15 protein-coding genes are annotated in these 15316 nt (G+C 74.2%); 5 read left to right on the forward strand and 10 right to left on the reverse strand.

The features are described from left to right. The first annotated feature begins 56 nt into the window (after window positions 1-56). Window positions 57-305, forward strand: a complete 249-nt coding sequence (locus ACWDR7_RS08320; RefSeq protein WP_067025888.1) for a WhiB family transcriptional regulator — start codon at window positions 57-59, stop codon at window positions 303-305. A gap of 100 nt (window positions 306-405) precedes the next feature. Here the strand turns inward: ACWDR7_RS08320 and ACWDR7_RS08325 are convergent, their stop codons facing one another. The 3 genes from ACWDR7_RS08325 to ACWDR7_RS08335 form a co-directional block, all read right to left on the reverse strand. Next, window positions 406-1881 (reverse strand): sensor histidine kinase, encoded by a 1476-nt coding sequence (locus ACWDR7_RS08325; protein ID WP_449854454.1) that lies wholly within the window; start codon window positions 1879-1881, stop codon window positions 406-408. 71 nt (window positions 1882-1952) lie between these two features. Further along, window positions 1953-3197, reverse strand: a complete 1245-nt coding sequence (locus tag ACWDR7_RS08330; RefSeq protein ID WP_449854455.1) for an AAA family ATPase — start codon at window positions 3195-3197, stop codon at window positions 1953-1955. Continuing rightward, window positions 3194-3790 carry an SAF domain-containing protein gene (locus ACWDR7_RS08335; protein ID WP_449854456.1) on the reverse strand — a complete coding sequence of 199 codons (597 nt, stop codon included), beginning with the start codon at window positions 3788-3790 and terminating at the stop codon, window positions 3194-3196. Before ACWDR7_RS08335 ends, ACWDR7_RS08330 begins: the two co-directional genes overlap by 4 nt. Window positions 3791-3888: 98 nt before the next feature. On the opposite strand from ACWDR7_RS08335, the gene ACWDR7_RS08340 reads away from it, so the two are divergent. Further along, window positions 3889-4173 carry a helix-turn-helix domain-containing protein gene (locus ACWDR7_RS08340; RefSeq protein ID WP_449854457.1) on the forward strand — a complete coding sequence of 95 codons (285 nt, stop codon included), beginning with the start codon at window positions 3889-3891 and terminating at the stop codon, window positions 4171-4173. Window positions 4174-4178: 5 nt separating this feature from the next. On the opposite strand, the gene ACWDR7_RS08345 is transcribed toward ACWDR7_RS08340, so the two are convergent. Next, a complete protein-coding gene (locus tag ACWDR7_RS08345; protein WP_449854458.1) occupies window positions 4179-4772 on the reverse strand; it encodes a hypothetical protein in 594 nt (197 codons plus the stop codon). A 161-nt stretch (window positions 4773-4933) separates the two neighbouring features. Between ACWDR7_RS08345 and ACWDR7_RS08350 the strand changes: the two genes are divergently transcribed. Then, entirely contained in the window at window positions 4934-5365 is a 432-nt protein-coding gene (locus tag ACWDR7_RS08350) for an Rv3235 family protein (RefSeq protein WP_449854494.1), read from the forward strand. A gap of 91 nt (window positions 5366-5456) precedes the next feature. Here ACWDR7_RS08350 and ACWDR7_RS08355 read toward each other — a convergent pair whose 3' ends face one another. Further along, complete coding sequence (locus ACWDR7_RS08355; RefSeq protein ID WP_449854459.1) at window positions 5457-5786, reverse strand: MerR family transcriptional regulator; 330 nt, start codon at window positions 5784-5786, stop codon at window positions 5457-5459. A 196-nt stretch (window positions 5787-5982) separates the two neighbouring features. On the opposite strand from ACWDR7_RS08355, the gene ACWDR7_RS08360 reads away from it, so the two are divergent. After that, on the forward strand, window positions 5983-7134 hold the full coding sequence (locus ACWDR7_RS08360) for a glycosyltransferase family 4 protein (protein WP_449854460.1): 1152 nt from the start codon (window positions 5983-5985) through the stop codon (window positions 7132-7134). 85 nt (window positions 7135-7219) lie between these two features. Here ACWDR7_RS08360 and ACWDR7_RS08365 read toward each other — a convergent pair whose 3' ends face one another. From ACWDR7_RS08365 to ACWDR7_RS08375, 3 genes are all read right to left on the reverse strand, one after another. Next, window positions 7220-8248 (reverse strand): 6-phosphofructokinase, encoded by a 1029-nt coding sequence (locus ACWDR7_RS08365; protein WP_449854461.1) that lies wholly within the window; start codon window positions 8246-8248, stop codon window positions 7220-7222. Between the two features lie 133 nt (window positions 8249-8381). Continuing rightward, window positions 8382-10532, reverse strand: a complete 2151-nt coding sequence (locus ACWDR7_RS08370; protein ID WP_449854462.1) for a DEAD/DEAH box helicase — start codon at window positions 10530-10532, stop codon at window positions 8382-8384. A gap of 262 nt (window positions 10533-10794) precedes the next feature. Then, entirely contained in the window at window positions 10795-13053 is a 2259-nt protein-coding gene (locus tag ACWDR7_RS08375; RefSeq protein WP_449854463.1) for a heavy metal translocating P-type ATPase, read from the reverse strand. 83 nt (window positions 13054-13136) lie between these two features. Here ACWDR7_RS08375 and deoC point away from each other — a divergent pair, with 83 nt between their 5' ends. Beyond that, window positions 13137-13856: a deoxyribose-phosphate aldolase gene (gene deoC / locus ACWDR7_RS08380; RefSeq protein WP_449854464.1), complete on the forward strand. Its 720-nt coding sequence runs from the start codon at window positions 13137-13139 to the stop codon at window positions 13854-13856. Window positions 13857-13860: 4 nt separating this feature from the next. Here the strand turns inward: deoC and ACWDR7_RS08385 are convergent, their stop codons facing one another. Beyond that, a complete protein-coding gene (locus ACWDR7_RS08385; RefSeq protein WP_449854465.1) occupies window positions 13861-14820 on the reverse strand; it encodes a bifunctional riboflavin kinase/FAD synthetase in 960 nt (319 codons plus the stop codon). Continuing rightward, on the reverse strand, window positions 14817-15251 hold the full coding sequence (locus ACWDR7_RS08390) for a hypothetical protein (RefSeq protein ID WP_449854466.1): 435 nt from the start codon (window positions 15249-15251) through the stop codon (window positions 14817-14819). Before ACWDR7_RS08390 ends, ACWDR7_RS08385 begins: the two co-directional genes overlap by 4 nt. Between the last annotated feature and the right edge of the window lie 65 nt (window positions 15252-15316).

Genomic DNA, 15316 nt, shown 5'->3' on the forward strand with positions numbered 1-15316 from the left:
ACCCGAACAGCCGCTGGAATCGCATCTGTTTTCCCACCACATCTAGGAGCACCACCATGGACTGGCGCGACAAGGCCGCCTGCCTCACCGTCGACCCCGAGCTCTTCTTCCCCGTCGGGAACACCGGGCCGGCCATCGACCAGATCGAGAAGGCGAAGTCCGTCTGCGCCCGCTGCACCGTCACCGAGGTGTGCCTGCAGTACGCCCTCGAGACCGGCCAGGACTCGGGCGTGTGGGGCGGCCTCAGCGAGGACGAGCGCCGCGCCCTGAAGCGCCGCGCCGCCCGCGCCCGCCGCGCCAGCTGACACCGCGGCACACCCGCGCGATCACGGCCCCTGTCGCCGGGGGCCGTTTTTCGCGCCCGGCGTCAGCTGCCTGGCCTCAGCGCCCGGTGCTCGCCCGGCGTCAGCGCCCGATCCAGCGCAGCGGGATGTCGACGATCACCTCGGTGCCTCCCCCGTCGGGTGAGGTCCAGTCGATCGAGCCGCCCAGCTCGCCCTGGATGAGCGTCCGAACGATCTGCGTGCCCAGTCCCCTGCCCACCTGACCGGCCGGCAGACCAGCGCCGGTGTCGCGCACCCGCACCTCGAGGCGCTCCTCGCTGCGGTCCGCGCTGATCTCCACGTCGCCGTCCGAGTCCTTCAGACCGTGCTCGACCGCGTTGGTGACGATCTCGGTGAGCGCGAGCGCCAGCGGCGTCGCGTACTTGCTCGGCAGCACCCCGAACTCGCCGCTGCGGTGCGTGCGCGCGAGCGTGTTCGGCGCCGCGGCCACCTCCGCCACCAGGCGCAGCACGCGATCGAACACCACGTCGAAGTCGACGTTCTGGCTCAGACCCTCCGAGAGGGTGTCGTGCACGACGGCGATCGACGCCACGCGGCGCATCGCCTGCCCCAGCGCGTCGCGCGCCTCGTCGGACGGCGTGCGGCGGGCCTGGATCCGCAGCAGCGAGGCCACCGTCTGCAGGTTGTTCTTGACGCGGTGATGGATCTCGCGAATCGTGGCGTCCTTCGTCAGGATCTCCTGCTCCTGGTTGCGCAGCTCCGTCACGTCGCGCGAGAGCACGATGGCGCCGGTGCGCCTGCCGTTCTCGCTGAGCGGGATGGTGCGCAGCGCCACGGCCACGCCGCGCGCGTGGATGTCGGTGCGCCACGGGGCGCGACCCGACGCCACGACCGGCAGCGACTCGTCGGCGTCGATCGAGGCGTCGGAGAGCGCCGCCGTGACCTCGGCGAGCGACTCGCCCTCGAGCTCGTCGCCGAAGCCGAGGCGGGTGAACGCCGAGAGCGCGTTGGGGCTCGCGAACGTGACGACGCCGTCGGCGTCGAGCCGGATCAGCCCGTCGTTCGCGCGCGGCGCGCCCCGCCTCGCGCCCGTCGGGGCGTCGGCATCGGGGAAGCCGCCGGTGGCGATCATCGCGAAGATCTCGTCGGCGCACTCGTTGAACGTCAGCTGCTGCCGCGACGGCGCGCGCAGCTCGCCGAGGTTGCTGTGGCGCGTGAGCACGCCGAGCACGCGCCCGCCGTCCTCGTCGCGGCGCACGACCGGGACCGCGCGCACGCGCGTGGGGGTCTCCTCGAACCACTCCGGCGACGACGAGTCGACGACGCTCTGCGTCGTGACGGCCTCGCGCACCTGGCTCAGCCACTGCGGGCGCACGCGCTCCCCCACGATGTCGCGGTAGAACAGCGTCGCCGCCCCGCTGGGGCGCACGTGGGCCACGGCGAGATACGAGTCGTCGGCCGTCGGCGCCCACAGCACGATGTCGGCGAAGGACAGATCGGCCAGTAGCTGGCCGTCGGCCGCCACCTTGTGGAGCCATTCGATGTCCGATTCGCTCTGGATGCCCTGGGCCGAGACGAGATCGCTGAGGGTCGACACCGCTTCAGTCTAGGCGGGCCGCCGCCGCTTCCCGGGGCGCAGTCGCCGGCGAGAGACGCCGGTCGCGTCGCTCAGGCCGCCCGGCGCCGCAGTGCGCGCCGACCCGGCCTCGCCTCGTCGGGAGCGTGCCGCGCCGCCGCGGTCGGCGCCTCGATCCGCTCGGCCACGCGCCGCACCGCCTGAGCCAGCGACGAGCGCGGCGCGACCTCGCCCACCGGCCTCGCGGCCAGCAGCGCGGCGTCGGCGGCGCGCCCGTCATGCGGGACGAACGAGACCTCGCCGAGGCCGGCGAAGCGCTCCAGCGTGCGGCGCACCTGCCCGCGGGCGTCGACGCCGAGGGCGCCCGTGCGCAGCCGGTTCACGACCACGTGCACGGGCGTGGGCCCGACGAGCGCGCGCAGCTCGGCGTGCGCGCGGATGAACCGGCCGATGCCGACCGGATCGGCCGACGCGACGGCGACGATCCGATCCGCGCGCTCGAGCGCCGTGAGCGTGGCGGCGTTGCGGCGCGGGCCCTCGAGGTCGCTCACGATCTCCTCGTCGCGCTCGAGCGCCGCCGCGACATCGACGACGGTGTGGGCGGACCAGCCTCGGCACGCGTCCAGCACCGCGCCGAGGCGCGCGCCCGACAGCTCCGGCCACCGCGAGGGGCGGTTGAGGCCGGTCAGCACGTCGACGTGGGCCGCCGTGCCGCCGATGGGCACGCTGATGCGGCTGAGCTCCGGCGGGTCGATCCCCTCAGCGGCCCGTCGACACGCGGCGGCGACGCCGGGGCTCTCCTCCGGCAGGCCCAGTGCCACGGCGATCGCGGGCGCGTGCGTGTCGGCGTCGACCAGCGCCGCCCGCCGGTCGCGCGTGCCCAGCGCCACGGCCAGCTCGATGGCGAGGGCGGTGCGGCCCGGCGCCCCGTGCGGTCCCCACACCGCGGTCACGGTGCCGCCCGTGCCGGATGCGCCGTGCCCGATGCCGCCGCGCGCCGCCGCCACGATCGCGTCGCCGCGGGACTCGATCGGGAGGGGTTCGGCCAGGCCGAACGCGCGCGCCAGCCGCGCATCGGCGCCGCGCCCGGCGAGGGCCACGATCCGCACGGCGTGCCGGTCGCACGCGCGCACGAGGTCGGGGGTGAGCGCGGCGCGATCGAGCGCCACCGCCAGCAGGTCGGAGCCCGCGAGCGCCTCGTGCAGCCGCGAGTGCTCGTCCGCGGCCTCCCGTGCCACGAGCGCCACGGGCACCCCGAGCGCCTCGTGCCCTCCGCGCCGCAGCTCGGCGGCGATGCGCGCGCCGTGCGGCTCCTCGAGCGCGACGACGACCCTCATTCGCCGCTCCCCGTCGGCACGACCGACAGCGCGGAACCCGCCGCCACCGCGGCGAGCACATCGGCGACATCGGAGCGATCGACGACGAGCTCCACGCTCGTCTCGCCCGTCGCCATCACGGCCTCCGCGCGCACCACGGCGGCGACGGTGGCGTCGGCGACGAGCACGCGCGGCGCGTCGAAGCCGTCGTCGGTGGCCGGCGCCTCCCACAGCTCGACAGCGGTGCCCGCGGTCACCGCGCCGGGCACCTCGGCGGCGCTGCGGACGACGACGGTCGTCACGGTCGCCGACGATCCCACCGCCTCGATCGGCACGAGCTCGCCCGCGCCGATCGTGCGCGCCGCCACGAGCCCGTCCCCCAGCTCGTCGGGCGTCAGGTAGAGGCCGTCGGCCTGGCCGAGGCCGACGTCCACGACGCGCAGGTCGGCGGCCGTCACGGCCTGGCCCGGGACGATCGTGGACGACGCGGCGAGCACGGGCACGGTGTGCCGCGACGCGGCCACCACGCCCCAGACACCCGCCACCGATGCGGCGATGAGCGCGACGCCCACGAAGAATCGGGCGTCGCTCCAGAAGGCGCGCTTGCGGATCATGGCGTTCATGGTGCCAGGAGCGATCCCGAGCGCGTCGAAGTTATCCACAGACCCGTGCAGTTCATGCCCCGACCCGGGTAGAGACGGATAATGACCTCATGGCGGAACCCGGTCTCGGCGACGCACCTGTGGCCCGCCATCTGGCGCCGGCCCAGGTGGCGGAGCTGCTCGCGCTCGATGTCGACGCGGTCATGTCGCTGGTCCACGAGGGCCGGCTGAGCGGGGCGCGCCTCGGGGCACCGGCCGTGTGGCGCATCGAGCAGGCGAGCGTCGAGGCGTACCTCGACGAGCAGGCCGAGGAGGCCCGCCGGATCGCGCTGTGGCACGAGTCGCAGATCGCGAGCTTCCCCGAGGTGTGGGGCGCCCGCGGTCCGCGGGCCTGACGTCCTCACGTCAGCACGGAGCCGGCGTCGGCGTCGGCGCGGAGCCACGCGAGCGCCGCGAGGGGGACGATCCGGAAGCCCGCGACGTCGGCCGCGCGCCGGGGCGCGTCGAGGGCGTGCAGCGCGAGGTCCAGGTGGTCGGCGCCGACCCGGTCGAGGGTCCCCGTCGCCGTCCGGCCTCCCGACAGGCCGAGCGTCACGGGCACCCGCCGGCGGGCGAGATCCCGCAGCGCGAAGCCGAGCGTGACGCGCGCGGCCAGCCGATCCGCCTCCGCGAGCGCCCGTGCGCTGCGCAGCAGCTCGGGCTCCGGCACCCCGATCAGGCGCACGGCGGCGAGCGGCACGATCAGCACACCCGCCGTCTCCGGGCGGGCGGCGATCCAGTCCGCCCCGACGGCCGCGATCGCGGCGTCGTGCCGCGAGCCGTCGGCCAGCTCGAACGCGACGGGACCCGCGCCCACGAGGCCGCGCAGGCGGTCCCGCAGCGCCAGCCCGGCGATGCGCAGCCGCTCGGACTCGGAGTCCAGCGCCGCGCGCTCGGCGTCCCACTCCGCCGCGAGCTGATCCTCGAGGTCCTGGAAGAACCGTTCCCATCGCACGCGACGACGGTAGGGGATCCGGCGCCGCCGCGCCCTCCGTTCTCCACAACCTGCTTCCTGCACAGGCATCTATGCCTCGTGCCCGCCGCGCGAGGACCGTGCTGAACTGCTGGCCATCTGACCGGAGCAGGCGGCGGACACCGAGGGGAGGCGCCATGTCGATGCCGATGACGTCGCGGAGCGAGCGACGCCGCGCCCGCAGCGCGCTCGATGTGAGCGAGCTGTTCGCCCCGCAGCGCACGCCCACCGCGGAGCTGCCCGATCCGACGCCCCTGCTCGACGGGCTGGCGCGCGGTGTGCTCGAGGTCCTCGCCGGCGTGCGCGACGTCGATCAGCTCGCGCGGTGGCTGGCCGAGGAGCCGTACCGCTCGCTGCTCACGCGCGCCAACCTCGCCAAGCGCGCCCGCAGCGCGCGGCAGCAGCCGGCCAAGCACCCCGCCTACGCCATCCGGTCGGTGCGCTGGTCGTCGCCGTCCGAGGGCGCCGTCGAGGGCGTCGTGATCGTCGCCGCCCCCGCCCGCACGCGCGCCGTCGCCGTACGGCTGGAGGGCATGGACCGGCGCTGGCGCGCGACGTCGCTCGCGATCCTCTGATCCGCGAGACAGCAACCGCGCGCCGAGACCGTGGCGTCACGCCGCTGTCTCGGCGCGGGAATGCTGTCTCGCGGGTTTCCGGCGATGCGCCTCAGGACGCGGCGGACGGTGGCGCGTCGTCGGTCTGCCGGGCGAGGCGGTCCTCCAGCTCATCGACCCGGCGCCGCAGCTCGAGGATCTTGCGGACTCCGGGCAGGGTCACGCCCTCCTCCCCCAGCGCGAGCACCTCGCGGAGCCGCTCGATCTCGTCGGCCGAGTAGCGGCGCTGGTTGCCCCGCGAGCGGTCCGGCTGCACGATCTCGAGCGCATCCAGCCGGCGCAGCTGCGCGGCGGGCACACCCAGCAGGGTGGCCACCTGCCCGATGGTGTAGAACGGCTCATCCGAGAGGATGCGGTCCGTCGTCCTGGCGTCGTCGCCCACGGTGCTCCCTCGTCCCTCGTCGTCCGGCGCCGCCTCCGTCGCGCCGTTTCTTGCACTTTGATCGCGGCTATCTTATAACTTCACTTGCAGGTTTGCTTCGCTCCGATTCGGAGGCCGGCCTGCGCGATCCGCGGCGCCGCGCAAGCGGTTCTCGCTGTGCCCGCTGCGGCCGGCCTCCCCACCGCAGGGAGGTTCCATGTCGTTCACGACCACGTCCGCGCTCACGGCACCGACACCCGAGGCCGCCGCCTCGCCGCGCACGTCGTTGCGCATCGGGATGGTGGCCCCGCCCTGGTTCTCGCTGCCGCCCGCCGGCTACGGCGGGACGGAGGCCGTGGTCGCGGGCCTCGTCGACGCGCTGGTCGCGCGCGGACACGAGGTCGTGCTCGTGGGCGCGGGCGACAACGGCACGTGCGCGCAGGAGTTCCACGCCGTCTACGACGCTCCGCCCACAGGGCGACTGGGCGAGCCCATCCCCGAGGCGATCGCCGCCGCCTTCGCGCGCCGCACGCTCGAGGACGCCGGCGTCGACGTCGTGCACGACAACACGCTGTGCGGGCCGCTGCTGGCGGGGGGCCGCGCGGCTCCCACCGTCGTCACGATGCACGGCCCCGTCGCCGGCGAGAACGGCCGCTACCACGAGCTGCTCGGCCGCAGCGTGTCGGTCGTGGCGATCTCGGACGCGCAGCGCCGCGCCAACCCGCGCATCAACTGGTGCGGCACCGTGCACAACGCGGTCGATGTGGCGTCGTTCCCGATGCGCGAGCGCAAGGACGACCTCGTCCTGTGGATCGGGCGCTTCAGCCCCGACAAGGCCCCGCACCTCGCGATCGACGCGGTACGGGCGGCCGGCCGGCGGATCGTGCTGGCGGGCAAGCTCAACGAGCGCGCCGAGCACGCGTACTTCGACGCCGAGGTCCGCCCGCGCCTGGGCGCCGACGCCGAGTACGTCGGCGAGGCCGATGCCGCGCTGAAGCGCGAGCTGTTCGCCGCCGCGCGGGCACTGGTGTTCCCGATCCAGTGGGAGGAGCCGTTCGGCATGGTCATGGTGGAGGCCATGGCGTGCGGCACGCCCGTCGTCGCCACGCGGCGCGGCAGCGTGCCGGAGGTGGTCGCACACGGACGCACGGGCGTCGTCGTCGATCCGGACGCCGATGCCCGCGAGCTCGCGGCGGCGATCGTCGCGGCCGAGGAGCTGGACCCCCGGGAGTGCCGCCGCCACGCCGAGCGCCGCTTCGACCTCGCCGTGATGGCCGAGGGCTACGAGCGCGTCTACCGCTCCCTGCTCGAGCCGATGGAGCTGTACGAGGACGAGGGCCGCGACACGGCCGGCCTCGTCGCCGCCTGAAACCGGCGAGAAAGCAGCTGCGCGCCGAGACAGCGGCCAGAAGCCACTGTCTCGGCGCGCGAATGCTGTCTCGCGGGGCGCCGGATCAGCCGAACAGCGCCGCGGCCTCCTCGTAGCGCGCGAGCGGCACCGTGTTGAGCTCGCCGAGGGCGTCCTGGAACGGCACCCGCACGATGTCCGTCCCCTGCATCGCCACCATCTGGCCCCACGCGCCGTCCACGACGGCGTCGATCGCGTGCAGGCCGAGGCGCGTCGCGAGCACGCGGTCGAAGCCCGACGGCGCGCCGCCGCGCTGGATGTGCCCCAGCACGGTCGCGCGGGTCTCGATCCCCGTCTTCTGCTCGATCAGCGGCGCGAGCTGCTCGCCGATGCCGCCCAGGCGCGGGCGGTTGAAGGCGTCGAGGCCCTTGTCGCTGTAGGCCTCGTCCTGGCCCTTCATGATGAAGCCCTCGGCGACGACGACGAGCGGCGCGCGGCCACGCTCGTGGGCCGACATCACCTGCTCGCAGATCTCGTCGAGCGACAGCGGCACCTCGGGGATGCAGATGATGTGCGCGCCCGCGGCCATGCCGGAGTGCAGCGCGATCCAGCCGACGTGGCGGCCCATCACCTCGGCGACCATGCACCGCTGGTGCGAGTCGCCCGTCGTGCGCAGGCGGTCCATCGCCTCGGTCGCGATGTTCACGGCCGTGTCGAAGCCGAACGAGTAGTCCGTGGCGCGCAGGTCGTTGTCGATCGTCTTCGGCACGCCCAGCACGTTGATGCCGTCGTTGTAGAGGCGCTGGGCGGCCGCCAGGGTGCCCTCGCCGCCGATCGCGATGATGCCGTCGAGGCGGTGGCCGTACAGCGTCTTGGCGATGTTCTCCGGGCCGCCGCGCTCCCCCTCGTACGGGTTCGTCCGGCTGGTGCCGAGGATCGTGCCCCCGACCTTCGACAGGCCCTTGACCTCGTGACGCGTGAGCGGGAAGAAGTCCGCGTCCACGAGGCCGCGCCATCCGTCGCGGATGCCGACGAACTCGATGTCGTAGGTCTCGGTGCCCTTCAGGACCGCACCGCGGATGACCGCGTTCAGGCCGGGGCAGTCGCCTCCGGAGGTCAGGATTCCGATCTTCATGCGCGCCCCACAGCCGTTCGGGTCGACTGCCGCACGCAGGTGACGTTTCCGATCTTCATGGCGCCAGCCTAGAGCCTCCGACGCCGCGGCGGGCGCGGCCTGCCGGGCCGCGGCCCGGCTCGCCGCGCGCCCGTCACTCGCCGCCGAGCGCCTCGCGCGTGAGGTGCATGAGCGCGGCCAGCTGCACCGACTCGCTCGACGCCTCGTCGGCCGCCTCGCCGTCCAGGGCGCGGGCCGCGAGGCCCTGCTTCTGGTCGATGAGCTCCGCGATCTTCGTGTCGATCGTGTGCGCGGCGATGATCCGCCACGCGGTGACCGGCTCGTCCTGGCCGATGCGGTGCACGCGGTCGATCGCCTGCGTCTGCTCGGCCGCCGTCCAGCTGAGCTCCGCCAGCACGACGTTCGACGCGACCTGCAGGTTCACGCCCACACCGGCGGCCGTGAGTGAGCAGACGGCGATGCCGACCTCGGGATCGTTCACGAACGCGTCGATCGCCTCCTGGCGTGCCGCCGACGTCTGGTCGCCGCGCACCGACACCGAGCGGATGCCGTTCGCCGCGAACAGCGCCTCGGCCTGGTCCATGACGTCGATGTGCTTGGCGAAGAACACGACCTTGCCCACCGAGCGCTGCAGCTGCGCGGCGTAGTCGGCCGCGAGGCCCGCCTTGGCCTGGCCGATGCGGCGGACCATGGCGAACACGTTGTCGCCCTCGGCGCCCGCCGCCTTCGACTCGTCCAGCTCGCCCTGCGCCACGAGGCGCACGATGTCGTCGTCGATCTCGCCCGGCTCGAGCCCGCGGTCGCCGCGCGCCTCGATGATCCGGCGGTACCGCGCGGCCAGGCGCTCGGCGAGCTGGCGCTCCGCCTCGCGGATGCCGCGGCCGAACTCGTCATCCAGCTCCACGGGCATGTCGGCGATGAGCTTGTCGGGCAGATCGCTCGCGACGTCCTTCTTGCGGCGGCGCACGATGCCCATCGAGATCACGGCGTCGCGCGCCTCGGGGTAGAACGCCTTGTCGGCGGGGGTGAGTCCCGTCGCGTCGAGCTTCTCCATGAGCTCGGGGCCCGGCTTCTCGCCGTTGGTCCAGCCGAGGAAGCGCCAGATGGCGTCGAAGTCCTCGACGTCGTTGATCAGGGGCGTGCCCGTGAGCGCCATCATGAGCGGCCTGCCGCCCGGCGTCGTCTCGCGGATGCGCTGCGCGAGCGCCAGCACGTTCTGCGAGCGCTGCGACGAGAGGTTCTTGATGAAGTGCGCCTCGTCGACGACCATCCCCCGCAGCCCGATGGCCGCGAGCCAGCCGAGGTGACGATCGAGGATCTCGTAGTTCACGATGAACACGTCGGCGAACGCGTCGACATCCTGCCCGTCGCCGCTGATCACGGTGGCGCGGCGGTGAGGCGTCCAGCGCTCCACCTCGCGCGCCCAGTTCATCTTCACGACGTTCGGGACGACGACGACGAGCGGGTACGCGCCGGCGACCGAGGCCGCGAGCACCGACTCCGCCGTCTTGCCCAGGCCCGGCTCGTCGGCGAGCAGGAACGAGCGGTGGCCGGCGCGCACGGCCTCGAGGAAGCGGGCCTGGTGCACCATCACCTCGAGTCCCTTGGGCGAGACGCGATCGAACTCCGGCACCGGCGGCAGCGGCATCGTGGCCGCTCCCCCGCCCGCGCCCGTCTCGAACGCCTTGTACAGGGGGCCCATCAGCTCCCAGCCGTCGAGCCGACGGCGCGGCGCGGGCGCCGGCACACGCGAGAGGTCGGGCGCGAGGAACGGGTTCGCCGCGATGCGCGACTCGATCTGCGGCGGCACGACCGCGCGCTCCGTGGCGATCTGGGGCACCATCGGCGGCGTGACGACCGGCTTGGCATCCGAGATCACGAGCTCCTCGGGCGGCAGCTCGGCGCCCGACTCGAGCAGCCAGTCGCGGCGCATGCGCTGCGCGACGGGCGTGGTCGCGTGGTCGGCCTCGAGCAGCTGGATCAGCGAGGTGTCGCGCGCGGCGGTCTTGGCGAGGATCGTCGCGACGCCGTCGAGGCGCTTGAGCAGCTCGGCGCGCGCGGCGTCGGTCAGCTCGGCGTCGGCCTTGACCCTGGCGCGCTCCTCGCGCACGAGGAACGCGATCACCTGGAACTTCACGCGGTTGGTCGGACCCAGCTTGTTGCGCTGGGCCTTGGCCTCGACCTCGCGCACCTTGCGGGCGAGGATCGGGATGAGGGGTGCCTCGTCGTCGCGTCGTGCGGACGAGGACGTCTTGCGCTGTCGCGCGGGTGCCGTGGTCGGCATGCTCCTCCTGAGCGTCGATGCGGCCGATCGAGCGGCCGTTCGAAGGATCTGCGCGCCCCACGCGTGCCGAGGGATTCGGACGACCAGGACGGGTCCGGCCGGGAGGCGCCAGGCTCGCTCACCCGGCGCAGAGCGTCGAACGGATGGCGGCGAGCCGCATCCAGTCTAGGGCATGCTCCCCGCAGATCCCCAGAGAGCGCTCCGGCGCGCCCCGCCGGCGGACCGGCGGGGCGCGGACGGATCGGGCGCGTGCGCCGGCGGCTCAGCGGAAGGCGCGCAGGCGCAGGCTGTTGAGCACGACGAACACGCTCGAGAAGGCCATGGCGGCCCCGGCGATCATGGGGTTCAGCAGGCCGAGCGCGGCGAGCGGGATGGCGGCGACGTTGTAGCCGAACGCCCAGAAGAGGTTGCCGCGGATGATCGACATCATGCGGCGCGAGAGCCGGATGGCGTCGGCCACGGCCGCGAGCGACTCGCGCACGAGCGTCACGTCGCTCGCGTGCCGCGCCGCGTCGGTGCCGCCGCCCATCGCGATGCCGAGATCGGCGGCGGCGAGCGCCGCGGCGTCGTTGATGCCGTCGCCCACCATCGCCACGCGGCGGCCGTCGGCCTGCAGCGCGCGGATCCGCGCGATCTTGTCCTCGGGAGACGCCCCCGCGATGACGCGGTCGATGCCCACGCGCCCGGCGACGTCGCGCGCGACGCGCTCGTTGTCGCCCGTGAGCAGCACGACCTGGAGCCCGAGTGCGCGCAGCTCGGCCACGGCGCCGGCGCTGTCCTCGCGCACGGTGTCGGCCACGACGAGCACGCCGCGCGCCGTCGCCGTCATCCCGGCCGACGACGACCAGCCGACCACCACGACCGTGCCCGCCGCCTCCTCGGCCGCACGCACGAGCTCGTCCGGCACGCGCGCGCCGCGCTCGCGCGCGAAGGCCAGGCTGCCGGCGAAGACCTCGCGGCCCTCCACCCGCGCCGTGACCCCGCGCCCCGCGTGGCTGCGGAAGTCCGTCGCGGCGGGCACCTCGCTCGCCGCCGCAACGATCGCGGCGGCGATGGGGTGCTGCGAGCCGGACTCGACCGCCGCGGCGAGCGCGACCAGCTCGTCCCGGCTCTCACCCTCGGCGGCGACGACCGCGTCCAGCGTCATGCGCCCGCTCGTGACCGTGCCGGTCTTGTCGAGCACGAGCGTGTCGATCCGGCCCGCGGTCTCGATCGCCTCGGGGCCCGTCACGAGCACGCCCAGCTGGGCGCCGCGCCCGGTGCCGACGAGGATCGCGACGGGCGTGGCGAGCCCGAGCGCGCAGGGGCAGGCGATGATGACGACGGCGATCGCCGCCGTGAGCGCCGCGTCCACGCTCCCGCCCGCGAGCAGCCACACGGCGAGCGTCAGGATCGACAGGCCGATGACGACCGGCACGAACACGGACGAGATGCGATCCGCCAGGCGCTGCACGCGCCCCTTGCCGGCCTGCGCGTCCTCGACCAGCCGCGCCATGTGCGCCAGGCGCGTCGCCGATCCCACGGCCGTCGCCCGCACGACGAGGCGGCCGTCCGTCGCGATCGTCCCGCCCGTCACGTCGTCTCCCGCCCCGGCGTGCACCGGCGCCGACTCGCCCGTGATCATGCTCGCGTCCACCGCGGCGTCGCCGCGCACGATGACGCCGTCGGCGGCGACGCGCTCGCCCGGGCGCACGACGAACAGGTCGCCCTCGCGCAGCCGGTCGGTCGGCACGGTCTCGCCGTCGCGCCCGTCCTCGCGCGCGAGCGTGACCTCGTCGGCGCCGAGCTCCATGAGCGCGCGCAGCGCCGCCCCCGCGCGCCGCTTCGACCGATGCTCGATGAATCGCCCGAGCAGCAGGAAGACCGTCACGACGGCGGCGACCTCGACGTACACGTGCCCGCCGGTCGCGGCCGCCCACACGCTCCACAGCAGGGCGGCGAATGTGCCCAGGGTGATGAGCGTGTCCATCGTCATGGCACCGTGGCGCGCGTTCGCAAACGTCGCCCGGTGGAAGGGCCATCCGGCCCACAGGACGACGGGGGCGGCGAAGGCCAGGGCGACCCACTCCCAGCCGGGGAACTGCAGCGGCATGATCATCGACAGCGCGACCACGGGGACCGACAGGATCGCGCCGACGATGAGGCGGGTGCGCAGCGGCGTGGCGCCGCGGACGTCCTCGACGTCGTGCACGTGGCCGCCGGCGGAGCCGTGGTCGTGGTCACGGTGCTCGTGCCCGTGGTCGGTTCCGTCTCCGCCGTGGCCCTCCGGCATGGGGGCCGGCCTCGCGGCCGCATCGCTGCGCACGCGCGCCTGGTACCCGGCCGAGCGCACGGCGTCGACGAGCTGCTCCACCTCGACCGCCTCCGGCGCGGTCACCCTCGCCGACTCCGTCGCGAGGTTCACCGACGCCTCGACGCCCGGCACGGCCCGCAGCCGCTTCTCGACGCGCGCCACGCAGCTCGCGCACGTCATGCCCTCGATGTCGAGGACGACGCCCCGGGTCTCGCTCATCTGATCCATCCTGGCCTCCCTGGCTTCTCCCCGACGCCAACAGCATACCCCCCGGGGGTATTCCCGCGCGAGCCGCGGCGTAGGCTGGAGCCATGCCGGGCACCTACACCGAAGCGCAGATCGCCGCCACCATCGACCACGCCGTGCTGAAGCCGGACTTCACGCGCACCGACGTGGACCGCGAGCTCGACATCGCGGCCGAATGGGGCGTGTGGAGCGCGTGCGTGCGCCCGTCGGACGTCGGCTACGCCGTGAAGCGCCTCGACGGCTCCGGAGTGCGCGTGTGCACCGTGATCGGCTTCCCGCACGGCACGACGTCGACGGCGACGAAGGTCGCCGAGCTGCGGCGCGCGCGGGACGACGGCGCGACCGAGTTCGACATGGTCCTGCACATCGGCGCGCTGCGCTCGGGCGAGGACGCCTACGTGCGCGACGACATCGCGGCCGTCGTCGAGGCGGCCGGCTCCTTCGTGAGCAAGGTGATCCTCGAGACGAGCTACCTCGACGACGAGCAGATCGCCCGCGGCAGCCGGCTCACCGAAGCCGGCGGCGCCACGTTCGTGAAGACCTCGACGGGCTTCGCCGGCGGCGGCGCCACCGTCGAGCACGTGCGGCTCATGCGCGAGAGCGTCTCGCCCGCCGTGCAGGTGAAGGCCTCGGGCGGCGTGCGCGGCCTCGACGCGGCCGTCGCGATGCTCGACGCCGGCGCCACGCGCCTCGGCACGAGCGCGAGCGCCACGATCCTCGGCGAGCTGCGCGCGCGGCTCGCGGGCGAGGAGGCCTCGGGCGCGGAGGACGCCGGCTCGTACTGAGCGCTCAGCCGCGCAGGATGGCGCGCGTGCGGGCGACGTCGTCGTTCATCTGCGCGATGAGCGCCTCGACGCCCTCGAACGCCACCATGCCGCGCAGCCGCTCCTGGAAGAGCACGTCCACGCGCAGGCCGTACAGGTCGAGGCCGCTCTCGTCCAGCACGTAGGCCTCCACCTGCGGCGCGTCGACGTCGCCGAACGTCGGGTTGGCGCCGACCGAGATCGCGGCCGGGTAGCGCGTGGTGGCCAGCTCGCCTTCGGGCGCGCGCACGATCAGCCAGCCCGCGTACACGCCGTCCGCAGGGACGAAGCCCTCGGCTTCGGCCGACAGGTTCGCGGTCGGGAAGCCCAGCTCGCGCCCGCGCTGCAGCCCGCGCACCACCTCGCCCGAGACCGCGGGGAGGCGCCCGAGCAGCTTGGCGGCCGCGCTCACGTCGCCCTCGGCCAGCAGCTCGCGGATCCAGGTGGACGACACGCGTCGTCCGTCGCCGGCGCTCGCGATGTCGTCGACCACGTCGACCTCGAAGCCGTGCTCGGCCCCCAGCCGCTCGAGGAGGGCGACGTCGCCGGCCCCGCCGCGCCCGAAGCGGAAGTCGCGGCCCACGAGCACGCGGCGCGCGCGCAGGGCCGAGACGAGCACGCGCCGCACGAAGTCGGCCGCGCCCTCGGCCGCGAGGGCCTCGTCGAAGCGCAGCAGCAGCGCGGCGTCCAGACCGGTGCGCGAGAGCAGCTCGATCTTCTGCCGGTTGCCGACGAGCGGCCGCGGGCAGCGCTCGGGCGCGAGCAGCGCGAGAGGGTTGCGGTCGAAGGTGACGGCCACCGTGCGCAGCGCGCCGCCGGCCGAGGCCAGCATCATGCGCTCGATGATGGCGCGATGCCCGGCGTGCACGCCGTCGAACTTGCCGATCGCGACGATCGACTCGCCGAAGTCCGCCGGGATCTGCGACGGATCCTCGAACAGGATCATCCCGCCGCCCCGACGGCGACGCGCGCGGGCCGGTGGGTGGCCAGCCACCAGATGCCGAGGAACGGCAGCACGAGCGGGATCCAGAAGTAGCCCGATCCGTAGCGCGACCACACGGTGTCGTCGGCATGGAACAGCTCGGGGGCCAGCACGCTGAGGGTGCCGACCACGAGCACGCCGGCGAGCTCGAACGACACCGCGGCCCACGCGACGCGATACCAGGTCTCGCTGCGCGAGACGACGAGCGCGACGGTCGCGAGCACGTAGACCACCGCCGCGAGCGCGGAGAGCAGGTACGCCAGCGGCGCCTGCGAGAAGTGGGCGATCATCTGGTAGACGGATCGGCCGGTCGCGGCGAGCGCGAGCACGCCGTAGACCCAGACGAGGAGGGTGCCGATGCCGGTGATGCGGCGGGAGCGCGCGGGTTCAGTCATAGCGGATCGATTCTAGTTCGCGGGCGCCGCGATGCCGCTGGGCGGGTCGCGGCGGACCCGCGCGC

This window comes from Microbacterium sp. NPDC003461, from assembly GCF_053588335.1.